General features: G+C 62.6%; 22 protein-coding genes. 11 read left to right on the top strand and 11 right to left on the bottom strand.

The features are described from left to right. Positions 1–55 precede the first annotated feature (55 nt). The 6 genes from ACTIGF_RS10180 (at position 56) to rsmA (ending at position 7,686) form a co-directional block, all read left to right on the top strand. Complete coding sequence (locus tag ACTIGF_RS10180) at positions 56–1,180, top strand: LptF/LptG family permease (protein WP_439636786.1); 1,125 nt, start codon at positions 56–58, stop codon at positions 1,178–1,180. 2 nt (positions 1,181–1,182) lie between these two features. Next, positions 1,183–2,286 carry an LptF/LptG family permease gene (locus ACTIGF_RS10175; protein ID WP_439636785.1) on the top strand — a complete coding sequence of 368 codons (1,104 nt, stop codon included), beginning with the start codon at positions 1,183–1,185 and terminating at the stop codon, positions 2,284–2,286. Between the two features lie 71 nt (positions 2,287–2,357). Beyond that, positions 2,358–4,532 carry an LPS-assembly protein LptD gene (locus ACTIGF_RS10170; protein ID WP_439636784.1) on the top strand — a complete coding sequence of 725 codons (2,175 nt, stop codon included), beginning with the start codon at positions 2,358–2,360 and terminating at the stop codon, positions 4,530–4,532. 81 nt (positions 4,533–4,613) lie between these two features. Next, on the top strand, positions 4,614–5,849 hold the full coding sequence (locus ACTIGF_RS10165; RefSeq protein WP_439636783.1) for a peptidylprolyl isomerase: 1,236 nt from the start codon (positions 4,614–4,616) through the stop codon (positions 5,847–5,849). Further along, positions 5,849–6,835: a 4-hydroxythreonine-4-phosphate dehydrogenase PdxA gene (pdxA, locus tag ACTIGF_RS10160; protein ID WP_439637291.1), complete on the top strand. Its 987-nt coding sequence runs from the start codon at positions 5,849–5,851 to the stop codon at positions 6,833–6,835. Before ACTIGF_RS10165 ends, pdxA begins: the two co-directional genes overlap by 1 nt. Next, entirely contained in the window at positions 6,832–7,686 is an 855-nt protein-coding gene (gene rsmA, locus ACTIGF_RS10155; RefSeq protein ID WP_439636782.1) for a 16S rRNA (adenine(1518)-N(6)/adenine(1519)-N(6))-dimethyltransferase RsmA, read from the top strand. Before pdxA ends, rsmA begins: the two co-directional genes overlap by 4 nt. A gap of 23 nt (positions 7,687–7,709) precedes the next feature. Here rsmA and ACTIGF_RS10150 read toward each other — a convergent pair whose 3' ends face one another. The 9 genes from ACTIGF_RS10150 to fabD form a co-directional block, all read right to left on the bottom strand. Beyond that, on the bottom strand, positions 7,710–9,698 hold the full coding sequence (locus ACTIGF_RS10150; RefSeq protein ID WP_439636781.1) for an alpha/beta fold hydrolase: 1,989 nt from the start codon (positions 9,696–9,698) through the stop codon (positions 7,710–7,712). A 70-nt stretch (positions 9,699–9,768) separates the two neighbouring features. After that, entirely contained in the window at positions 9,769–11,049 is a 1,281-nt protein-coding gene (locus tag ACTIGF_RS10145) for a DUF2254 domain-containing protein (protein WP_439636780.1), read from the bottom strand. Positions 11,050–11,112: 63 nt separating this feature from the next. Next, entirely contained in the window at positions 11,113–11,769 is a 657-nt protein-coding gene (gene gmk, locus ACTIGF_RS10140; RefSeq protein ID WP_439636779.1) for a guanylate kinase, read from the bottom strand. Between the two features lie 5 nt (positions 11,770–11,774). Further along, positions 11,775–12,656 (bottom strand): YicC/YloC family endoribonuclease, encoded by an 882-nt coding sequence (locus tag ACTIGF_RS10135; protein ID WP_439636778.1) that lies wholly within the window; start codon positions 12,654–12,656, stop codon positions 11,775–11,777. A gap of 15 nt (positions 12,657–12,671) precedes the next feature. After that, positions 12,672–13,724 carry an endolytic transglycosylase MltG gene (gene mltG / locus ACTIGF_RS10130; protein WP_439636777.1) on the bottom strand — a complete coding sequence of 351 codons (1,053 nt, stop codon included), beginning with the start codon at positions 13,722–13,724 and terminating at the stop codon, positions 12,672–12,674. Between the two features lie 14 nt (positions 13,725–13,738). Then, positions 13,739–15,028, bottom strand: coding sequence for a beta-ketoacyl-ACP synthase II (gene fabF / locus ACTIGF_RS10125; RefSeq protein ID WP_439636776.1), 1,290 nt, complete (start codon positions 15,026–15,028; stop codon positions 13,739–13,741). A 15-nt stretch (positions 15,029–15,043) separates the two neighbouring features. Further along, positions 15,044–15,280, bottom strand: a complete 237-nt coding sequence (locus ACTIGF_RS10120; protein WP_009800441.1) for an acyl carrier protein — start codon at positions 15,278–15,280, stop codon at positions 15,044–15,046. A gap of 186 nt (positions 15,281–15,466) precedes the next feature. Further along, complete coding sequence (fabG, locus tag ACTIGF_RS10115; protein ID WP_439636775.1) at positions 15,467–16,204, bottom strand: 3-oxoacyl-[acyl-carrier-protein] reductase; 738 nt, start codon at positions 16,202–16,204, stop codon at positions 15,467–15,469. A 6-nt stretch (positions 16,205–16,210) separates the two neighbouring features. Next, positions 16,211–17,152 (bottom strand): ACP S-malonyltransferase, encoded by a 942-nt coding sequence (gene fabD / locus ACTIGF_RS10110; protein ID WP_439636774.1) that lies wholly within the window; start codon positions 17,150–17,152, stop codon positions 16,211–16,213. Positions 17,153–17,293: 141 nt separating this feature from the next. Between fabD and ACTIGF_RS10105 the strand changes: the two genes are divergently transcribed. From ACTIGF_RS10105 to ACTIGF_RS10085, 5 genes are all read left to right on the top strand, one after another. Then, positions 17,294–18,130 (top strand): hypothetical protein, encoded by an 837-nt coding sequence (locus tag ACTIGF_RS10105; protein WP_439636773.1) that lies wholly within the window; start codon positions 17,294–17,296, stop codon positions 18,128–18,130. A 220-nt stretch (positions 18,131–18,350) separates the two neighbouring features. Further along, positions 18,351–18,701, top strand: coding sequence for a 30S ribosomal protein S6 (gene rpsF, locus ACTIGF_RS10100; protein WP_375549320.1), 351 nt, complete (start codon positions 18,351–18,353; stop codon positions 18,699–18,701). A 13-nt stretch (positions 18,702–18,714) separates the two neighbouring features. Continuing rightward, complete coding sequence (gene rpsR, locus ACTIGF_RS10095; protein ID WP_022701996.1) at positions 18,715–18,969, top strand: 30S ribosomal protein S18; 255 nt, start codon at positions 18,715–18,717, stop codon at positions 18,967–18,969. 14 nt (positions 18,970–18,983) lie between these two features. Continuing rightward, a complete protein-coding gene (gene rplI / locus ACTIGF_RS10090) occupies positions 18,984–19,604 on the top strand; it encodes a 50S ribosomal protein L9 (protein ID WP_439636772.1) in 621 nt (206 codons plus the stop codon). 73 nt (positions 19,605–19,677) lie between these two features. After that, positions 19,678–20,154: a GNAT family N-acetyltransferase gene (locus tag ACTIGF_RS10085; RefSeq protein ID WP_439636771.1), complete on the top strand. Its 477-nt coding sequence runs from the start codon at positions 19,678–19,680 to the stop codon at positions 20,152–20,154. Here the strand turns inward: ACTIGF_RS10085 and ACTIGF_RS10080 are convergent. Next, positions 20,151–20,522 carry a DUF6768 family protein gene (locus tag ACTIGF_RS10080; protein ID WP_439636770.1) on the bottom strand — a complete coding sequence of 124 codons (372 nt, stop codon included), beginning with the start codon at positions 20,520–20,522 and terminating at the stop codon, positions 20,151–20,153. The genes ACTIGF_RS10085 and ACTIGF_RS10080 overlap by 4 nt on opposite strands. Further along, a complete protein-coding gene (locus ACTIGF_RS10075; RefSeq protein ID WP_439636769.1) occupies positions 20,515–21,066 on the bottom strand; it encodes an RNA polymerase sigma factor in 552 nt (183 codons plus the stop codon). The genes ACTIGF_RS10080 and ACTIGF_RS10075 overlap by 8 nt, the downstream gene beginning before the upstream one ends. Positions 21,067–21,218: the final 152 nt, after the last annotated feature.

The raw sequence follows: 21,218 nt of genomic DNA, 5'->3' as shown, positions 1-21,218 counted from the left end.
GAAGATGCGGTCTTCATGGATACTGACTGCTCGTCCGTTCACACATTGGCGCCGAATGACCCTGTTTCAACGCTATACTTTCAGACAGGCGCTCTGGCCCTTCCTGGGCGCCATGGCCGCGCTGACCGGTCTGGCGGTTCTCACACAGTCGCTCTCCAATCTCGATCTGATGGCGGAACGCGGCGAAACCGCACTGGTTCTGATCTACATCACCGTGCTGGCCATGCCGCAGGTGATCGCGCTCTTGCTGCCCATCGCGGTGTTTCTGGCTGTGGCGATCTCGCTGAACCGGCTGACGAGCGATTCTGAACTGACGGTCGCCGCCGCAGCCGGCATGAGCCGGTTCCAGCGCGTCAGCCCGTTCGTGCGCCTCGCCATCTATGTGGTTCTGCTCAATCTGGTGATCAATCTGTTCGTCCAGCCGGCGAGCTTTCGCGAGATGCGACAGCAATTGTTCGAGATTCGCACAGACCTCGCCGCCAGCTTCATGCGCGAAGGCGAATTTGTGCCGCTGGGCGATCAGGTGACCTTCTATGTGCGCGAGATCAGCGATGACAGCGTGCTCAATGACGTGTTCATCGTCGACCGTCGCACCGGCCAGTCCGCCGCCTACGCCGCCCGGCGCGGCCGCATCGCCGCCACGGAACGCGGCCCGGTCATGCTGCTCGAAGACGGCGTGCGCACCCAGGTCGACCAGTCCGGCGTGCTGACCAATCTCAGCTTTGACAGCACCAAGGTCGAGCTCACGGTGTTTGTGGACAACACGGCTTCGCTGTTCTTCAAGGAGAGCGACAAATTCCTCTCCGAGCTGCTCACGCCCACCCCCGCCGACATCGCCCGCGCCGGCGGCAAGGACCGTCTTCTGGCGGAAGGGCATTACCGGCTCTCGGCCCCGCTCTATAGCCTCGCCTTCGCGCTAATCGCCCTGGCGGCTTACATGTCTGGCGAACATCGCCGCATCGGCTATGGGCGCAATCTGATCATCGCCGGCGCCAGCGCGGTGATCTTGCGCCTTGTGGGCTTTGGCGTGCAGGCGGCGGCGGAATCCGATGACGGCATGAACGCCGTGCAGTATCTCGTGCCGCTCCTGGGCATTGCGGTGGCGATCGCGATCATCGGGCGTCCGCGCCGCCGGGCGCCGCACCCTGTGGCGTCGCCGACCCAGATGGCGGAGGCGTGACCATGATCGGACGGCTCTGGCGCTATATTTTCACCCAAACCCTGATTGGACTGCTCGGCGCCGCGCTGATCATCACCGCCGTGATCATGCTGATCGATTTCGTCGAGACCTCTCGCGATATCGGCACGCGGGTCGGCATTTCCGCCTTTCAGGCGCTGCATCTGTCGCTGCTGAAAGTGCCGCTGCTGGTTCAGGACACCCTGCCCTTCATCGTGCTCTTCGGCGTGCTGTTCACCTTCTTCCGGCTCAACCGCCGCTCCGAGCTGATCGTGATGCGCGCTTCAGGGTATTCCGCCTGGCGCATCCTGGCGCCGGTCGCGATCCTGGCCGCGCTCACCGGCGCCGTCAGCACGCTGGCGCTCAATCCGCTGGGCGCCGCCTCGAACGCCCGGTTTGAGTCCACACGCGAAGCCCTGTTTGAGGGCGAAGGCCAGTCCAGCGGCGCGGATCAGTCCGGCCCGATCTGGCTGCGCGAGACGACGGCGACCGGCTACACCATGATCACCGCCCAGCAGCAGGGCGCGGATGACGCCTCCCTGACCCAGCCGGTGTTCCGCCAATATGTATTGTCCGAGACCGGCGCGCCGACGCTGGATCGCCGCATCACCGCCGATGAGGCCGAACTCAATGGCGGCTTCTGGAGCCTTGTGAACGCGGTGGAATACGCCCCAGGCGGCCAGGCGGCGGCGCTGGGCGATGTGGCCTTGCCGACCAATGTGGGGCGTCAGGCCCTGTTTGAACGCGCCCGCTCGCCCGGCGCCGTGTCATTCTGGCAATTGCCGGCCGTGATCAATTCCGCACGCGACGCAGGTTTGTCGTCTCTGGCGTATGAGCTGCGCTGGCATGGCCTTCTGGCGCAACCGCTGATGCTGGTCGCGGCCGCCTTGATGGGCGTCGCCGCCACGCTGCGTCTGCATCGCCTGGGCGGAGCGGCGGCCTTCGCGGTGGCGGGCGCGACGGCGGGTTTCATTCTCTATTTCAGCCAGGAGCTGATGCTGGGCCTCGGGGCGTCGGGCGCGATTACCCCGCCCACCGCCGCCTGGACGACCCCCGCACTGTTCTCTCTGGCCGGATTATTCTTTATCGCAGCCACCGAAGACGGCTGATGCGTGGACGCTGGCGCCCCAATCCGATACAGGGTTAGTTGGGGCGTGGGCCAAGGGACTGAACACTGATCATGAACGCGTTGTACCGATCTGCGGCACTGGCCGCCCTGCTTGCGGCGGCGAGCCCTGCAGCCATGGCGCAGACTGTCAGTTCTGATCGGGTGTATCTGGACGCGGACGAGCTGATCCAGGATCAGCAGCAAGGCCTGTATATCGCGCGGGGCGATGTGCGGCTGCAATCGGGCGACCGGGTGCTGTTCGCGCAAGAACTGATCTACAACCCGACCCTCAATCGCGTGGTCGCCAGCGGCGGCGTGCAGATCTTTGACGGCAGCGAGCCGGCGCAATTCGCCGAGGAAGTCGAGCTGAGCGACGATCTGCGCGAAGGCGTGGCGCGCGGCTTTGCAACCCTGCTTGAAAACAATGGCCGCGCTGCAGCGGGCGCCGCCCTGCGCCGCCCTGACGGCTCGGTTGAGCTGTCGAACGCCTATTACACCGCCTGTGAGCTGTGCGAGACCGGCGAAGGCGAGCCCACCTGGCGCCTGCGGGCGAGCCGGGTGGTGCGCGACACCCAGAACAAGGTAATCTATTACCGCAATGTGCGGCTGGAAATCCTGGGCCGCCCGATCCTGTATTCACCGGTCTTCGCCCATGCCGACCCGTCAGCGGCGCGCCAGTCGGGCTTTTTGTTTCCGGTTCTGAACAGCTCGAGCCGGTTGGGCTTCACCTACCAGCAGCCCTATTTGTGGGCGATCGGACCCTCGCAGGAGCTGATCGTCTCACCGCGCTATATGGGCAAGGTGAACCCGCTTCTGCAGCTGGACTGGAGCCGCCGCTTCTATTCCGGCGAGATGAACGTCCAGACCAGCTTCACCTATGAGCAGGAGTTCGATCAGGACGGCAAATTCGGCGATGAAGAGCTTCGCGGCCATGTGTTCGCTGACGGCCTGTTCCGCTTCAATCAGAATTTCCGTTGGGGGTTTGGCGTCGAAGCCGTGAGCGGCGATCTGTATCTGCGCCGCTATGGATTCGAGGAATCGCCGGACCGCGCTGACGGCCTGTTTGAAATTCGCGATCAGCGCATGTTGCTCAACCAGGTGTTCTTCATCGGTGATGGCGAACATTTCCATGGCGACGCCACGGTGATCCATTTCAACAAGCTGCAGGAAAACGTCGATGACGACACTCTGCCGCTGATCTCGCCCCTGATCCGGTTCGGCGCTGAATTGCCGATGCCGAGATGGGCGGGCGATCTCGATTTCAGCTTCAACACGGCGAATCTGCAGCGCAACACCGGCGATGATTACACCCGCGCCAGCCTGGCGCTGGACTGGACCCGGCCGACGATCCTGCCGGGCGGCGTTCGGGCCGAAGCCTTCGCCCTGGCGCGGGCGGACGCGTACGCCTTCAATGAAACCGATGCGTCGGGCAATGAGATCGACAGCACCAATCTGACCCGCTCGCTGGGCGCGGCGGGGCTGGATCTCAGCCTGCCTTTCGTACGCCCGGGCGAAAACGTGAACTGGCTGATCGCGCCGCGCATGGCCGCGATCATCGCCAGCAGCGACAACGCCGACAGAACGCCGGTCAATGTCGACAGCGCGTCGATCGAGTTTCAGCAAAGCCAGCTGTTCGATGCAGCGCGCGCCAATGGCTATGACCTTTGGGAAGACGGCGCCCGCCTGGATGTGGGCCTGACCGTCGCGGCGGACTGGCGCGGCGGTCTGCCGGGCGAGCTGGAAGTCTTCGCCGGCCGCAGCTTCCGTCTGGACGGCGATCAGCGCTTCCCGGCCTCCAGCGGATTGGCGGATGATGATTCGGACTGGATCGGTCAGATCGAGCTTGATCTGGGCCAGTTCGAGCTGGACGCCCGCGCCCGCATCGATTCTGAAAGCCAAGAGATCAATCGTCTGGACCTGACCGCCGGCTTTGACGCCTGGCGGGTTTCGATGAATACGCGATACACACGCCGCACGGACGCTGCTTCAACCCGCCAGCTGGAGGAAGTGACCGCGAGCGCCGGCTTCGCGATCACCGAGGACTGGTCCGTGGTCTATGACGGCGTGATCGACCTTGAAGAGAACGAAATCCGCCGCCAGCGCGCAGGCCTGCAATACCGCGATGAATGCACAAGCCTGCGCATTCTGTGGGAGCGCGACAATATCGATGTGGCCAATCTGGGCCCCAGCGACTCCGTAAAACTTGAGATCGTGCTGTTCACCCTGGGCGGCCTGAGTGACGATTAACCCCTGACACGCAGTCGGGCGATTGCGTCAGTCTGTGGTATCGGTATCTTTCCCGAACACCTCTAACCGTATGGTTCTTACATGGCGTTCCGACTCGCGCTGACTTTCCTCGCCGGCATCGCAATGATGACCGCTGCGCCCGCCGCCTCCGCCCAACAGGTGGAAGGCATCGCAGCTGTGGTCAATGACCAGCCGATCACAACGCTGGATGTGCGCGACCGCATGCGGCTCATCATCTCCTCGGCGGGCGTGCAGCCCACTGAAGAGATGCTGGCGCGCATCCAGGATCAGGCCATTCGCGGTCTGGTGGATGAAACCCTTCAGCTACAGCAGGCTCGCGAATTCGAGCTCGATGTGGAAGAAGCGGAAGTGGATGACGCCATCGCCGACATCGCGGCGCGCTCAGGCGCGACGGTTGAAGAGGTCGAAGCCGACCTCACCGCCAGCGGCATCGACATCAACACCCTGCGCCAGCAGGTGAAAGCGGAAATCGCCTGGCAAATCCTGGTCAGCGGCCGCTATCGCTCGCGCATTCGCATTTCAGACCAGCAGATCGAAATGGCGTTGGACCGCTTCATCCAGTCCGCCTCACAGTCGCAATACCGTCTGGGCGAGATCTTCGTGCAGATCACCCCTGATGGCGGCGAAGAGCGCGCGGTCGGGATTGTACAGACTGTTTATGACCAGCTGCGCCAGGGCGCGCCTTTCCAGGCGGTCGCCCAGCAATTCTCCGACGCCGCAAGCGCCAGCTCCGGCGGCGACACGGGCTATCTGCCGCTGTCGGGCCTGCGCCCTCAAGTGGCCGAGGTCGTGGAGCAGATGCAACCCGGTCAGATTTCCAACCCGATCCGCGTGCCGGGCGGCTTCCAGGTGATCGCCTTGATCGACAGCCGCGAAGGTCAGGTGGTCGAGCAACTGACCCTGACCCAGATCACCCTGCCCCGCTCTCAGCTGTCCGATGAAAAGCGCGCCGCGCTGTCTGAAGCGGCGAGCGGCATCAATAGCTGCGACGCGCTCGAAGACGTGGTCAGCGGCATCGAAGGCGTCTTTGTCACCAATCTGGGCGATGTTGGCGCCAACGCGCTCGTTCCCACCATTCGTGACGCCTTGAGCGGTCTCGAGCCGGTCTCGGCTACGCCGGTTCTGGATACGGCGGCGGGCGCTCAGGTTTTCGTGCTGTGCGACAAGGCCCTCACGGGGCCGGGCGTGCCAAGCACCGATCAGATCGAAAACCAGCTGGTCAATCAGCAATTGTCCCTGCTGTCGCGCCGCTGGCTGCGCGATTTGCGTCGTGACGCCACCATTGAAATCCGGTGATCTGCGCGCCTCTGGCTCTGACCCTCGGGGATCCCGCAGGGGTCGGCCCTGAACTCTGCCTGAAAGCCTGGCGCGCTTTGCGCGACGAGGATGCGTGCTTTGTCGTCCATGGCGACCCGGCGCCCCTGATGGCGGCGGCGCAGCTGCTTGACCTTCCGCGCCCCGAACAGGTCAAAGACGCAGACGAAGCGCGCCGGGTGTTCTCAAACTTCCTGCCCGTGATCGCGCTCGAGGCGTCTGAGACGCAAGCTGAAGCCGCCGTGCGCTCGATCGAAGCGGCTGTGAACGCTGTCCGTGCAGGCGAAGCCAGCGCCATTGTCACCAATCCCGTCTCCAAGGCGCGGCTCTATGACATCGGGTTCAAATTCCCCGGCCATACCGAGTTTATCGCCCATCTGACCGAAGACCTGCCGATGACCGGCGCGCGCGGTCCGGTGATGATGCTGTCAGGCGGCGGCTTGCGCACGGCGCTCGTCTCCATCCACATCCCGCTTCTGACGGCGATCCAGACTTTGACTTCAGACGCGGTCGTCCATACGGCGCATGTGGTGCGCGATGCGCTCAAGCGCGATTTCGCACTGGACGAGCCGCGACTGGCGCTGGCGGGTCTCAACCCGCATGCTGGCGAAAACGGCGCCCTGGGGCGTGAGGAGATCGACATCCTCGCCCCCGCGCTAGATCAGCTTCGGACGGACGGCGTTGATATCGTGGGGCCTCTGCCGCCAGACACCATGTTTCATGAAGAGGCGCGCGCAGGCTATGACGCCGCGATCTGCCTGTATCATGATCAGGGGCTGATCCCGGTGAAAACCCTCGACTTTCATGGCGGCGTCAACATCACGCTGGGGCTTCCGGTCATCCGCACCAGCCCCGATCACGGCACCGCCTTTGATATCGCCGGACAGGGCGTGGCCCGGCCAGACAGCCTGATCGCGGCTCTGCGCCAGGCTGACCAGATGACGCGCAACCGAGAGGCCGCGTCATGAGCATGGATCAGCTGCCGCCGCTGCGCGCGGTGATCGCCGAACACGGGCTCAACGCGGACAAGCGCTTTGGCCAGCATTACCTGCTCGACCTCAATCTGACCGCAAAGATCGCCCGGCTGTGCGGGGATATGAGCGACGCCACCGTCATGGAAGTCGGTCCCGGTCCCGGCGGTCTGACGCGCGCGCTGTTCAGCGAAGGCGCCGCGCGGGTGACGGTGATCGAGAAGGATCGCCGCTTCGTCCCGGCGCTGGAACAGATCGGCGAGGCGGCGCCAGGCCGCTTTTCCATCATCGAAGCGGATGCGCTGAAAGTGGATGAAGCCGCCCTGCCCTTTGAAGGCGAGCGGATGCTGGCCTCCAACCTGCCCTATAATGTGGGCACGGCGCTCTTGATCAAATGGCTGCAGGCCGATCCGATCTGGTGGACGAGGCTTGTGTTGATGTTTCAAAAGGAAGTGGCCGAACGCGTGGTCGCGACGGCCAGCGACAAGCAATACGGTCGGCTCGCCATTCTGACCGCCGCCGTGGCCAAGTCTCGCTACGCCTTCACCGTTCCGGCCCGCGCCTTCACCCCGCCGCCCAAAGTGGACAGCGCGGTGGTGGTGCTGGAGCCCCTGCCCGAGGATCAGCGCTTCTCCGACCTCAAGGCGCTTTCAACCGTAACGGAAAGCGCGTTCGGCCAACGCCGCAAGACCTTGCGCAAATCGCTCGGCCCGGCGGCGAGCCAGACGGGCAAAAGCGCCGAGGCGCTGCTCGAAGACGCCGGGATAGACCCCGGCGCGCGTGCGGAAACCATTCCGCCCGAAGGCTTTTTCAAGCTTGCCAAGGCGTGGCGTGTGGCCCGGGGCTAGGCCCAGGCCGCACGACGGGGCGTTTACTCGCTGTCGCCTTCCGGCGTGTCACCCGCCAGATACTCATCCAGGAAGTTCAGATAGGCGTCAGACGCCGTGATGCGGTTTTCGCGGCGGCGGAACCCATGCCCTTCATCAGGGAAGAGCACATACTCCACGATCGCGCCGTTCTCACGCGCAGCGGCGACCAGCTCATCGCTTTCCACCTGCAGCACGCGCGGATCATTGGCGCCTTGCACGACCAGCATGGGTTTGACGATCTGGTCGGCGTGGAACAGCGGCGAAATCGCCCGGTGGCGCTCGGCGTCGGTGGCCGGATCGCCCATCTCGTCATACAGCGCCTCGCGGAAGCTCTCCCACCAGGGCGGGATGGATTCCAGCGTCCGCACCCAGTTGGTGACGCCGAAAATATTGATGCCCACGTCAAACGCTTCCGGATGAAAGGTCAAAGCCGCGGCGGTGATATAGCCGCCGTATGAGCCGCCGATCACGCCCACAGCGTCATCGCGCACCCAGTCGAGCGAGCGCAGGTAATCGCCCGCCGCCACGATATCTTGCAGGTCTTCCTCGCCATGACGGCGGTCATCCATATGGAAGAAGGTTTTGCCATAACCTGACGAGCCGCGATTGTTGGCGGCGTAGACGGCGTAGCCATTGTTCACGAGGTGCTGGATCGCGGCGCTATACCCGGCCCGACTTTGCCCGCCCGGCCCGCCATGCACCCAGACCAAAGCCGGCACAGGCGTATCCGCGTTGGCGTTGTGGGGACGGTACATGATCCCCGGCACGGTCACGCCGTCAAAGCTCTCAAAGCGGACGACCTCGGCTTCCACCAGGTCTTCGGGCTTCAGCTCGGGGTTGAGCGCTTCGGTGAGCTGGCGATGTGTTCCGGTCTGAAGATCAACCCAGTGGATATTGTTGGGCGCCACCGATGAGGTCACGCCAAACGCCATCTGGGTTTCATCTTCATTGAAGCGAACCCCGGCCAGATCACCGGCGGGCACGCTGTCAGGCAGGCTGACCGTCTCGCCCGTCGTGGTGTCGAGCACCGTCACATCGGTGAAGCCGTCATTATTGACGGCGCTGACCCGGTACTGGCCGCTGGGCGAATAGCCCACATACATCACGTCCCAGTCCGCTTCGATCAGCGGCGCGCGGTCGCCGGTGGCCAGATCATAGGTCCAGGCCTGGTTCCACTCGCCATATTCATTGGTCGCGTAGACCAAAGCGGAAGAATCCGCGGTGAAGTCATAGGCGCCATAGGCGATATTGCCCTCATGCTCGGTGATCAGCACGGGCGCTTCATCCGAAGTCAAATCCGCCAGCAAGATATCGCTGTCCGCCGAGGTGCGCGGCCGGTCCAGCGCCAGCCAGCGCCCGTCCGGGCTGATCGCGGACATGGAGAGCGCCTCGGCGTTTTCAAAGACCAAACTCCGCTCATAAGTCTCTGCATCATAGGCATAAAGGTCGAACGCAGCCGGATCGCGTTCATTGGTGCTGATCCAGATCTGCGAGCCGTCCGCGGACCAGCCCATAAAGCTCGCCTTGACGTTCTCGCCCGGCGTCAGATCGCGCAGCGCGCCATCGGCTTCGCGCACATAGACATGATTGAGCTCGTCCCCGCCGCCATCAGCGGTCACCAGAACACGGTCATCTTCAGGGAACCAGGACAGCGCGTAGGTGGCGTTCGCATCTGACGCCGTCAGCGCACGTTTATCGCCGCTCTCAGGGTCGAGCGCATACGCGTTGATCACCCCGGTTTCATCAGACGAAATCAGGATTTCGCCCGTCTCGCTGGAGAAGGCGTATCCCGAGCTCGCGCCCATGCCGTAAGAGGTGGTGTTGAAGAACACTTCGGCCGAATGGCCCAGCTCCGGCTCTGACTGAACAGAGACCGCCGTGGCGGTGGTCGCTTCAGAGGCGCTGACGGTCACGGGGCCGGTGGAGGCCGGACCACACGCGGTCAGAACACACAGGCTCGAGACGATCAGCAGGCTGGCTTTAAAGGTCATGGATTCCCTCCCCTGGGTTTCATCAGGAGAGAGGTTAACACGCGTCAACACTTAGGCGAAGCGCCACGCCCTAGGTGCTCGCGCTGGCGCCCTCAGCTCCGAACCCCAGCCGATCGGCGGCGGCGACCAGCGCCTGCTCGTCGGCATCATGGGGTATCGCAGACCGGGCCCGCGCGAGCATGGCCTGCGCCAACTCATCCGCCTGAGCGCCGAACAGCGCCTCATCCTGCGCTTTCAGGCCGGACAGGGCGCTGAGCAAGGTGCGCGTGATCACGGGCCGGTTCGCGCCATCAAACGAAATCGGGTCAAAGCCGCATTCCAACGCGTGGCGGACAGAGATTCCAGGCAGGAAAACGCGCTGCGTCTGATCCTCAGTATCCGTGTCCTCTTCGGCCTTTTCAGCCAAGGTGACCGACCATTTGTGAAGCACGCGCTGGATCGCGCGAATGGTGTGAATGGCGGTGCCGGGATCGTTGACGCCGGGCGAGAGCGCCTTGGAGGCGATCTCCGACAGGACGATCAGGCCAAAGCACGGGTCAGAGCGAAAATCACGATCCGATCCGAGATTGAAGCAGGCGCACAGCGCGTCTTCATCGGCGGCGTCGACGGGTTTCGACAACCGGGCCAAGGGCGCGCCAGCGTCTGCAAACGCGCCGGGCGGCGCTTTGACGACCAAGTGTATGTCCAGACGATCACACACCGCCTTGAGGTTTTCGAGCGCCACATTCTGCACAAAGCCCGGCGTCTTGGGATGCAAATCCACGCCGCTCTCAAATGTGGGCGGCTCGCCCGCATCGCGGGCCGCCGGCGCATGATCAAAGGCCGTCTGGGCCACCGCCTCCACCCGGCGGATGGCTTCGGTGACGTCGCCCAGCCGTGACAATCGGTCGAGCCAGCGGATCAAGGTCGCCACGACGATCAGCACCAGCAGCACGGTCAGCGCGAACAGGATCACGCGCCCCGAGCCCGAATACAGCCCCAGCAAGCTGCCGATCACCCCAAGCAGGCTGAACAGGAACGCGCCGATAAAAGTGGAGATGGCGTTCTGCGCCGCAGCGTCTTCGACCAGCAAGGCGCGGGCGCGCGGCGTGGCGGAGCTGGAAGCGGAACGCAACGCCGCAACCATGGTGGAGAGCGAGAAGATCGCAACCGCCAGAAGGCTGGAAGCGAGAATGGTCAGCACCGCCTCGTTGGTCTCAGTCGAGACCAGCTCTTTCCACTCAAACGGCAAAAAAGGATCGATCAGCGGCGTGATCAGCACGACTGCCGCAGCGCCCGCGGCGTAAGCGGCAGGGCGCAACCAGATGGACCGAAGCACGCGATTGACGAGAAACTCGGCCCTGGACAGCATGAAGGGGTCTTTCTGCGTGTGAACTGAATAAGCAGAAACGCCTGAACTGCGCGTCCGGTTCCCCTATTCCTCCATCAGCGCGTCGACGAAGCCCTCAAGCCAGGGGTGGCGGGAGCGTTTCAGGCGTTCGGCGTGCAGGATCTGGCTGAGCTTTTCCAGGGCGCGCGAGAAGTCGTCATTGATGACCACATAATCATACTCCTCCCAATGCTCGATTTCCGCCTTGGCGCGGTTCATGCGCCCCTCGATTACCTCGTCGCTGTCCTGGGCGCGCTTATGCAGACGATCACGCAGCAGCTTCAGCGAAGGCGGCAGGATGAACACGCGCACCACGTCTTCAGGCGCGCTTTCAGCCAGCGCCTGGGCGCCTTGCCAGTCAATGTCGAAGATCACGTCACGCCCTTCGTCCAGCGCCTCTTCCACAGGGCCTTTCGGGGTGCCGTAATAATGGTCGAACACCTTCGCCCATTCGTAAAATTCGTTGGACTTGGTCTTGGCGATGAACTCGCCCTGCTCCATGAAGTAATAGTCTTCGCCATGCTTTTCGCCCGGTCGAGGCTCGCGCGTGGTCGCAGACACCGACAGCACCAGATCAGGGTTCTGGGTCAGAAGCCGTTTGGACAGGGTCGTCTTGCCTGCCCCGGACGGGCTGGACAGCACCAGCATGAAGCCGCGCCGCTGGCCGCGAAACACCGGGCCGGACAGATGATCACCGTGCATGGCGCCTACTCCACATTCTGCACCTGCTCACGCAGGCGATCGACTGTCGCCTTGAGCGCCAGTCCGATATTGGTCAGCTGGGTGTCGCTCGATTTCGAGCACAGCGTATTGGCTTCGCGGTTGAACTCCTGAGACAGGAAATCAAGTTTCCGGCCGCAAGGCGAGCCCCCGTCGATAAGCCCATGCGCGCTGTCGATATGGGCTTTAAGCCGATCCAGTTCTTCGCGCACATCCGCTTTCACCGCCATCATGGCCGCTTCCTGCGCCAGACGGTCGGGATCGACCGTCCCGTCAAGCAGGTCTTCAAGCTTGGCCTGAAGCCGCGCCTTGATCGCGGCGGGCATGGCGCTGTCGCACGCGGCGGCCTGGGTGCGCAACTCCGCGATCTCGCCCAGATGCGCGTCGAGCATGCCTTTCAGCGCGGCGCCCTCTTCAAGTCGCGCTGCTTTCAGACCGTCAAACGCAGCCTCGACCGCATCGAGAACAGCGGCGTTGCGCGCGTCTATCTGCTCGTCGCTGAGCACTGCGTCTTCAGAGGTGATCACGCCCTTCAGCGCCAGCAGTTCGCCCGCCGAGGGACGCTCCACAACGCCCTTGTCCACCAGCAGACGCGTGGCCTCGATATAGGCCTGCAGCCGCGCCTGATCGACGCTGGCCAGCCCCGCATCTTCGGGCGCGGTCAGCGTCACATTGAGCGACACCGAGCCGCGTGTGAACCGTGTCTTGGCCAGCTCGCGGACCGGGTTTTCAAGCGCATCCAGCCCTTGGGGCAAGCGCAAGCGCACATCCAGCCCCTTGCCGTTGACCGAGCGGGCCTCGACGGAAACGGCGCCGTATTCGCCCGAGCGTTCGGTTCGGGCGAAGCCTGTCATGCCAGACAGCGTCATTGCGATAGCCTCCCGCTAGCCCCCTTGGGCGCGTTCGCGTTCAATCCGGCGCCAGCGCGCCACATTGCGATTATGCTCGGCCAGGCTGGATGCAAACGCATGCCCGCCAGTGCCGTCCGCCACGAAATAATAATACTCGCCTTCAGGCGGGTTCAGAACCGCAGCGATGGCGTCCCGCCCCGGATTGGCGATCGGCGTCGGCGGCAGACCGTCAATCTGATAGGTGTTGTAGGGATTGGATGTGCTGTCGAGTTCAGACCGGCGAATACCGCGGCCCAGGGGCTCGCCCTGTGTAATGCCGTAAATGATCGTCGGATCGCTTTGAATGCGCATGCCGCGACGCAGCCGGTTCACAAACACCGACGCCACCATCGGGCGCTCATGAGCGATGCCGGTTTCTTTTTCCACCACCGAGGCGAGGATGATCGCCTCTTCCGGCGTATCAAAGGGCAGGTCCTCGGCCCGGTTTGGCCACAGCTCTGCGATCAGCGCGTCCTGAGCCGCCTGCATGCGGTCGATCACGCCCTGGCGCGTGTCCCCGCGGCTGACCAGATAGGTTTCAGGCAGAAGCGTTCCTTCGGCCGGCATGCGCTCGATTTCGCCCGTCAGCACGTCAGACGCTTCGACCACGCGCGCGATCATCGCCGTGGTCAGCCCTTCCGCCGCCGTCACCGGATACTGGATGGTCTGGCCCGAGCGCAGAATGTCGTAGATCTCGGCCATGGAGGCGGCTTCCGGGATGGCGAACTCGCCGGCCCGCAAATCACGGTCGCCGCCGTCGATCATCACCATGACGCGGAACAGCCGGGCGTCTTCGACCAGGTCTTCGCGCTCGAGCTGATTGGCGATGGCGATAAGACCCGCGCCGCGCGGCAGCAGCACGGTTTCATTGGCGGCGGCAGGCCCCGGCGCGACAAATTGCTGGTTGATCCAGACCCAGCCGCCATAGGCGGCGCCCGCAGCGATCAGCGCGAGCACGACCAGAATCCCGGCGAGCCAGAGCAACAGGCGCGCAATGCCCCCGCGCGCCTTTTCAGGTTTCGTGGCGGGGGTCTGCGTCTCGCCCATCACCAATCCTGACGTTAGTCAGCTTTGGCGAAGACGACCGAGGCGTTGGTGCCGCCAAAGCCGAAGGAGTTCGACAGAACCGCCGAAAGCTCTTTCTTCACCGCGCCCTTGGCCGCCAGATTGATCGGCGTCTCAACAGACGGATTGTCCAGGTTGAGCGTCGGCGGGCAAATGCCGTCGCGCATGGCGAGGATGGAGAACACGGCCTCAACCGCGCCAGCGGCGCCCAGAAGGTGGCCGATGGCGGATTTGGTCGAGCTCATCACCAGATCAGAGGCGGCGTCGCCGAACAGACGCTCCACCGCGCCCAGCTCGATCTCGTCGCCCTTGGGCGTCGAGGTGCCGTGCGCGTTGACATAGCCGATGTCCGCAGGCGTCAGCCCGGCGCTCTTGAGCGCGGATCTCATCGCCCGGAAGCCGCCATCGCCATCATCGGCCGGAGCCGTGATGTGGTGGGCGTCGCCAGACAGGCCATAGCCGCGCACTTCCGCGTAAATGGTCGCGCCGCGGGCTTTCGCCGCTTCGTATTCTTCAAGAATGACCACGCCGGCGCCCTCGCCCATGACGAAGCCGTCACGGTCCTTGTCCCAGGGACGCGAGGCCGCTTTGGGATTGTCATTGAAGCCGGTGGACAACGCCCGCGCTGCGCCGAACCCGCCATAACCGAGACGGGTGATTGCGCTTTCCGCGCCGCCCGCCACCATCATGTCCGCATCGCCATAGGCGATCAGACGGGCGGCGTCGCCAATGGCGTGGGCGCCGGTGGAGCACGCCGTCACCACGGCATGGTTCGGGCCTTTGAGACCATGCCGGATCGAGACCTGGCCGGAGGCGAGGTTGATCAGCATGGCCGGGATCACAAACGGGCTGAGCTTGCGCGGACCACGCTCGTGCAGGGTGATCGAGGCGTCATAGATGGTCTGAAGACCGCCAATGCCGGACCCGATCAGAACGCCTGCGCGTTCCTTGGCCTCTTCATTCTCGGCTTTCCAGCCGGAATGGGCGATCGCTTCATCGGCAGCGGCGATGCCATAAAGAATAAAATCATCAATGCGCTTGCGATCTCGCGCGGGCATCACCGCATCTGGGTCAAACGACCCGGGGACGCCTTCGCCCCCGCCGTTGCGCCCGTCGACGCGCGGGATGATGCCCGCTACGTGACTGGACAGATCGGACACATCAAAGTGTTCAATCTTCGCCAAGCCTGACTCCCCGGCGATAATCCGGGACCAGACATGTTCAGTTCCGCAGCCGAGCGGGGACACAAGCCCCAACCCGGTCACGACGACGCGACGCTTCGACATGAGATATGCTCCGGCTTAGCCGAGCTTTTCGGAGATGAATTTCACCGCATCACCGACCGTCTGGATGTGCTCAGCGGCATCGTCGGGGATTTCGATATCAAATTCTTCTTCGAACGCCATGACCAGCTCGACATTGTCGAGAGAGTCAGCGCCCAGATCATCGATGAAGGAAGCCTTCTCGGTCACTTTTTCGGCTTCAACGTCGAGATGCTCGACAACGATCTTTTTAACGCGCTCAAGAACGTCGGACATGTCGGTCCCTTTTCAAATTCTGTTTTGCGGACATCCCGGCGGGCGTCGCGCTTCCTAGGTGTTGTTTACGCGAGGAAGGTTCAAGTCCTTCCCCCGTGAAGCGTGCGGGCTGATAACACGCCGAAAACTCGTACGCCAGCCGCACACTGTCTGGCAAGTCGGTCCGGGCGCCCGGACCAATCAAGCCTAGATCATCGCCATACCGCCGTTCACGTGCAAGGTCTGACCGGTGACATAACCTGCTTCCGCACTGGCGAGATAAACGCACGCAGCTGCAATATCTGCTCCCTGACCCAGCTTGCCAGCCGGAATCGTGGAGAGAATCGCCGCCTTCTGGTCGTCGGTCAGCGCATCCGTCATCGGCGATTCGATGAACCCCGGAGCCACGCAATTGGCCGTTACGCCGCGCGAAGCGACTTCCTGGGCCAACGCTTTCGTGAAACCGATCATGCCCGCCTTGGACGCAGCGTAATTGGTCTGACCCGCATTTCCGGTGACGCCGACGATGGAGGTGATGCCGATAATGCGGCCGAACCGCTGCTTCATCATGCCCCGCATTGCGGCCTTGGACAGGCGGTAATGGGCTTCCAGATTGACCTTGATGACCGTGTCCCAGTCCTCGTCCTTCATCCGCATCAGCAGCTGATCGCGGGTGACGCCGGCGTTGGAAATGAGGATATCGAGGCCATCAAGCGCTTCGGACGCCTGTTTGGGCAGGGCGTCGACGCTGTCGGCGTCCGCTAGGTTCGCCGGGCAGACCGCCGTGCGCTCGCCCAGCTCGTCCGCCAGCTCTTTCAGCACCGCTTCCCGCGTGCCTGACAGCGCCACCGAGGCGCCCGCCGCATGCAGGGCGCGCGCAATCGCCGAGCCCAGGCCGCCGGTAGCGCCGGTGACCAGCGCTTTTTTTCCAGTCAGATCAAACATGTAAAACTATCCCTTCAAGGAAGCCGCGAAAGCTTCCAGATCTTCGGCGGTCACAAGCGCTGTGCCTTGAGCCTCTTTGATATGCCGCTTGAGCATGGTGGTGAGCACCTTGGCGCCCGCCTCCACAAATTGCTCCACGCCAGCAGCATGCATCGCATCGACGCTTTCGCGCCAGCGCACTTTGCCCGTGACCTGGTCCACAAGCTGGGCGCGCAGCGTTTCCGCGTCCGACACCGGTCCGGCGCTGACATTGGTCACCACAGGCACGGACGGGTTGGACATCTGCGCGTCCTTGAGCGCGTCCGCCATGGCGTCGGCGGCGGGCTGCATCAGCGGGCAGTGGAACGGTGCGGAGACCGGCAGCAGCATCGCCTTGCGCACGCCCATCTCCTTGATCGCGGCGATCGCGGCGTCCACAGCCGTCTTGTCGCCCGAGATCACGATCTGACCCGGCGCATTGTCATTGGCGATGGTCACAATGCCGCTCGTTGCGGCCTGAGCGATCGCCTGCTCCGCCTGGTCCATCTCGGCGCCCAGCAGGGCCGCCATGGCGCCCTGGCCCACCGGCACGGCTTTCTGCATGGACTGGCCGCGCAGCTTAAGAAGCTTCGCCGCATCTGAAACCGACAAAGCGCCCGCAGCGCACAGGGCGGAATATTCGCCCAGCGAGTGACCGGCGACGAATTTCGCCGCCGTCACATCCACGTCGAACTCTGATTTCAGCGCCGCCATGGCCGCCAGCGACACCGCCATGATGGCGGGCTGGGCGTTCTCGGTCAGGGTGATCTCTTCAATCGGCCCGTCCCACATCAGCTGGGACAGCTTCTGACCCAGAGCCTCGTCCACCTCGTCAAAGACGGCGCGCGCCGACGCGAAGCTGTCCGCCAGCGCCTTGCCCATGCCGACGGCCTGGCTGCCCTGTCCGGGAAAAGTGAATGCAAGCGCCATCAGGCGTCCTCCCTCGCAACTCTGATTGGCGCGGGCATAGCGCGGAGGCTGCAAGATAAGCAAGACGTGTTAGCTTGTTCGTCCTGAGTCATAGCCCAATCAGATAACTTTCACGTTCTAAGAAAAACAAGTAGGCAAGCAATGCCATATATTATGGAAGACCCCACATGGCAGGCACTTCATCGCGAATGCACACTTGTCCACCAAATTCTTGGATCAGGGGCAACTTCAATAGGTAGAGCGAATTACGCAGACAAAAGAGGCGAATACTACATTGCATTTTTCGCCCTCTCGACAGGAATAGAGCGGCTTTCTAAAATAATAATTACAATTAACTACATGCTTAAAGAGGAGGGAAAAACTCCCGAAAATTCATATTTTCGAAAATTTGGACATAACATTGAATTACTTATCTCTGAGTGCAAGGACATACATACTAAATCAGAATACAATGTAAAAGTCGATCCACCTGAAGATGAGATCACAAATGGAATCATAAATTCATTAAATGCTTTTTCTGACGCACGCCGAGGAAGATACGCTAACTTCACATCACTCCGCGATCCCGATTTCGCGGAACAACAAGAGCCTTTAAGAGGCTGGTGGATTGAAGTTGCTGAACGCATTTTAAATAAACACTTCCGCGGCACATGGCTTGAAGAGCGAGCTATCCAAAATGCAAAGAAAATTCAAAAACATTTTGGAGAAATGATGTTTATTGAGCACACCTCAGAGGACGGATCTCCGATGAGAGACCTTTATTCCGCATCACTAAGAACCGGTGAAACAAAATGCCTTCAAAAATACTCTCGGTATTATACGTTGGTCATAATCAGGTGGCTGTCAGAGCTATTAATCTCGATCTCATTTTATGCCTACCAAAGTGGGATTAAAGCTGCCTTTGGGCATTGGGAAATATTTTATCCATATTGTAACGATGACAAGTACCTTAAGACGAGAAAAACATGGCCACCATAAAGCAAGTGCTCTCTGAACTTATCCTGCCCCATAAACGCTAGCACCGCTTGCGCCCGCGTCCGCCTTCGCTTATACACCGCGGCTTCACCGGCTGCGGTCCTCTGGTCGTGGTCCGTCTTGGCTGTGTTGGCCGAGCGGGACCAGAGGAGCCGACGTGAGACCATCCGGCCCTTCGGATGTTGCTTGCGCCGCGGCCCTTTAGAAGGGACGACAACGTCTTATGAACAAGTACGAACACGTGTTCATCGCGCGCCCGGATGTTTCTCCGACGCAGATGGAATCTTCGATCGAAGAGCTCAAGGCTCTGATCGAGGAAAAAGGCGGCAAAGTGCACAAGACCGAATACTGGGGTCTGCGCACGCTGGCTTATCGCATGAACAAAAACCGGAAAGGCCATTACGGCTATCTGGACATGGAAGCCGGCAACGAGGTGCTTGACGCCCTCGATTACCGCCAGCGCTTCGCCGACGACGTCATGCGCTACATGACCTGCCGCGTCGACGAGCTGAACGAAGAACCGAGCGCTGTGCTTCGCAAAGGCGAAGACCGCAAGCGCCGCGAACGCCGCTAGGGAGTCCCGGAACATGGCTGAGATCTCCATCTCCAACGTCCCTGCTCGCCGCGCGTTCCAGCGCCGCCGCAAGGTTTGCCCGTTCTCCGGCGAAAATGCGCCGAAGATCGACTACAAGGACATCAAGCTGCTTCAGCGCTACATGTCCGAACGCGGCAAGATCGTGCCGTCTCGCATCACCGCCGTGTCGGCCAAGAAGCAGCGTGAACTCGCCCGCGCCATCAAGCGCGCTCGTGTTCTGGCCCTTCTGCCGTACGCCGTCGATTAAGGGAGCTTAAGACCATGCAAGTTGTTCTGCTTGAACGTGTCGAAAAGCTCGGCGCCATCGGCGATGTGGTGAGCGTGAAGCCGGGTTACGCCCGTAACTTCCTGCTGCCGCAAGCCAAAGCGCTGCGCGCCACCAACGCCAACATGGAACGCTTTGAGCGCGAGCGCGAAGCGATCGAGAAGCTGAACGCCGAGCGCGCCGCCAAGGCCCGCCAGGAAGGCTCTCACCTGGACGGCGCGACCTTCGTGCTGATCCGCCAGGCGTCTGAATCCGGCCAGCTGTACGGCTCGGTGTCCACCCGTGACATCGCCGACGCAGCCTCCACGCCGGAATTCGCCGTCACCCGCGGCATGGTGGACCTGAACACCGCGATCAAGACGCTGGGTCTGCACGAAGTGCGCCTGGTTCTGCACGCGGATGTGGACACCACGATCACCATCAACATCGCCCGCACCGAGGACGAAGCCGAGCGTCAGGCCAAAGGCGAGGACGTGATCGCGTCCGCCGCTGATGAAGACCGCGCTCTGGCCGAAGCCCAGGCCGTCGAACTGGCAGAGTCCGGCGTCGAAGGCGACGATGACGATTACGGCTCCAATGATGCGGACGCCGAAGAGACCGAAGAAACCGAAGCCTAAGGGTTTTGATCTTCTGATCTGACGACGGGCGGCTCTCACCAAGAGCCGCCCGTTTTCGTTTGGGGAGCCTTGTATGAGCAATCGCATCCGCCTCGCCCATTGCGGCGACATGGCTGGCCTGGGCCGTCTCTGGCACGACGCGGTCCACACCGGCGCGGTCGGCGCCTATGACGAAGCGCAACGCAAGGCCTGGTCCCCCGCCCCCAAAAGCGCGGCTTTCATGGCCGAGCGCCTGTCCGGCCAGATCATTCTGGTCGCCGAGGATGATCAGGGGCTTGCGGGGTTCTTCACCCTGACGCCAGAAGGCGAGCTCGACATGGCCTATGTACGGCCCGACCGCAAAGGCGACGGGCTGGCCGCGCGGCTGCTCGCAGCGATCCTTGATGAAGCGCGCAAGCGGGACCTCACCACCCTCACCGTTCAGGCCAGCCATATCGCGCGGAAATTCTTTGAAAAGCACGGCTGGACGCTGGTGCGCACCCAGACCGTGCGTCCCAACGGGGTGGAGATGGAGAACCATCTTATGGCCCTCCACCTTGAGACTCGCTAACCGCGTTCGGCCCGCATCCGTTCAACGCGCAATTCAACGCGCCGGATCTCCATGAGCAGACGATTGGTCTCCATCCGGGGACCGAGCGCATTCTTGAAGATGGCCGCGAAGATCAGCAGCACACCCGCAGGCAGCCCCCAGTGCAACGCCTCCATCACGGCGTCGGCCTGATAGAACTTCACCGCGCAGACCACACCGCCGATGAACATCAGGGACTGAGCGATCATGATCGTCCAGTGAACCCAGGCGGTGCGGCCTGAAAACAGGCTGAGCGCCTGTGCAAAATAGCCCGGCTCGAGATCAAGCTGGGGAGACTGGCCGTCAGCCTCTCGCAGGCTGTCTTCAATCATGCGGTCGAGATCACTCATCGGATCCTCCTTGGAATTGCGCGGCGATCTTGCGCCGCGCATGCATGAGACGGGTCTTGACCGTGCCCGTCGGGACGTCGAGCGCGGCGGCGATCTCCGCCACGTTCAAACCCTGGATGTGGTAGAGCCACAGCGCCGCATGCTGATCGGGCGGCAGCTGGGTCATGGCGCGCCGGATACGCCCGGCGTCCAGCGCCCGGTCCTGATCTTGCGCTTCAGGCGGCGGTTCGACTTCCGCCTGTGCTTTCAGCCGTCGACCGGACTGGCGCTGACGGATCAGGCGCGCACAACGGCGCTGGACAATGCGAAAGGCGAAGGCGGGAAACGCGTCCGGATCGCGCAGGCGCGGCAGATCCTTCAAGATTTCCACCCAGGAATCCTGCACCGCCTCTTCCACCCCGTCCGCATCGCCCATCAAGCGCCAGGCGAAAGCGGACAAGCGCGGCGTCCAGCGCCCCGCAAGCGCGCTCAGCGCCCGGCGGTCGCCGGCGCGGGCGGACGCGGCGAGATAGCCGTCCAGTGCGCGTTCAAGATCCTGGCTCATGCCCTGTCCTTTCGTTCAGGACATAAGTGCATACGCGGGAGACTTGGGTTCATCGACAGCTGAATTTTTTCGCAGCATTTCGCCAGTCTCAGGCTGTCCACAGGCTTGGCCATTGGATGCGTGCGCCTTTCGCACTTGTCCACAACAGGCTG

Source organism: Oceanicaulis sp., from assembly GCF_051859625.1.
Taxonomy (GTDB): domain Bacteria; phylum Pseudomonadota; class Alphaproteobacteria; order Caulobacterales; family Maricaulaceae; genus Oceanicaulis.
This window is presented reverse-complemented; position numbering and strand designations above follow the sequence as displayed.

What these genes read in the sequence shown, in the direction of transcription:
- ACTIGF_RS10180 (WP_439636786.1), top strand. Translation starts at nt 56, where the DNA reads ATGACCCTGTTTCAACGCTATACTTTCAGACAGGCGCTCTGGCCCTTC.
- ACTIGF_RS10175 (WP_439636785.1), top strand. Translation starts at nt 1,183, where the DNA reads ATGATCGGACGGCTCTGGCGCTATATTTTCACCCAAACCCTGATTGGA.
- ACTIGF_RS10170 (WP_439636784.1), top strand. Translation starts at nt 2,358, where the DNA reads ATGAACGCGTTGTACCGATCTGCGGCACTGGCCGCCCTGCTTGCGGCG.
- ACTIGF_RS10165 (WP_439636783.1), top strand. Translation starts at nt 4,614, where the DNA reads ATGGCGTTCCGACTCGCGCTGACTTTCCTCGCCGGCATCGCAATGATG.
- rsmA (WP_439636782.1), top strand. Translation starts at nt 6,832, where the DNA reads ATGAGCATGGATCAGCTGCCGCCGCTGCGCGCGGTGATCGCCGAACAC.
- ACTIGF_RS10150 (WP_439636781.1), bottom strand. Translation starts at nt 9,698, where the DNA reads ATGACCTTTAAAGCCAGCCTGCTGATCGTCTCGAGCCTGTGTGTTCTG.
- ACTIGF_RS10145 (WP_439636780.1), bottom strand. Translation starts at nt 11,049, where the DNA reads ATGCTGTCCAGGGCCGAGTTTCTCGTCAATCGCGTGCTTCGGTCCATC.
- gmk (WP_439636779.1), bottom strand. Translation starts at nt 11,769, where the DNA reads ATGCACGGTGATCATCTGTCCGGCCCGGTGTTTCGCGGCCAGCGGCGC.
- ACTIGF_RS10135 (WP_439636778.1), bottom strand. Translation starts at nt 12,656, where the DNA reads ATGACGCTGTCTGGCATGACAGGCTTCGCCCGAACCGAACGCTCGGGC.
- mltG (WP_439636777.1), bottom strand. Translation starts at nt 13,724, where the DNA reads ATGGGCGAGACGCAGACCCCCGCCACGAAACCTGAAAAGGCGCGCGGG.
- fabF (WP_439636776.1), bottom strand. Translation starts at nt 15,028, where the DNA reads ATGTCGAAGCGTCGCGTCGTCGTGACCGGGTTGGGGCTTGTGTCCCCG.
- ACTIGF_RS10120 (WP_009800441.1), bottom strand. Translation starts at nt 15,280, where the DNA reads ATGTCCGACGTTCTTGAGCGCGTTAAAAAGATCGTTGTCGAGCATCTC.
- fabG (WP_439636775.1), bottom strand. Translation starts at nt 16,204, where the DNA reads ATGTTTGATCTGACTGGAAAAAAAGCGCTGGTCACCGGCGCTACCGGC.
- fabD (WP_439636774.1), bottom strand. Translation starts at nt 17,152, where the DNA reads ATGGCGCTTGCATTCACTTTTCCCGGACAGGGCAGCCAGGCCGTCGGC.
- ACTIGF_RS10105 (WP_439636773.1), top strand. Translation starts at nt 17,294, where the DNA reads ATGCCATATATTATGGAAGACCCCACATGGCAGGCACTTCATCGCGAA.
- rpsF (WP_375549320.1), top strand. Translation starts at nt 18,351, where the DNA reads ATGAACAAGTACGAACACGTGTTCATCGCGCGCCCGGATGTTTCTCCG.
- rpsR (WP_022701996.1), top strand. Translation starts at nt 18,715, where the DNA reads ATGGCTGAGATCTCCATCTCCAACGTCCCTGCTCGCCGCGCGTTCCAG.
- rplI (WP_439636772.1), top strand. Translation starts at nt 18,984, where the DNA reads ATGCAAGTTGTTCTGCTTGAACGTGTCGAAAAGCTCGGCGCCATCGGC.
- ACTIGF_RS10085 (WP_439636771.1), top strand. Translation starts at nt 19,678, where the DNA reads ATGAGCAATCGCATCCGCCTCGCCCATTGCGGCGACATGGCTGGCCTG.
- ACTIGF_RS10080 (WP_439636770.1), bottom strand. Translation starts at nt 20,522, where the DNA reads ATGAGTGATCTCGACCGCATGATTGAAGACAGCCTGCGAGAGGCTGAC.
- ACTIGF_RS10075 (WP_439636769.1), bottom strand. Translation starts at nt 21,066, where the DNA reads ATGAGCCAGGATCTTGAACGCGCACTGGACGGCTATCTCGCCGCGTCC.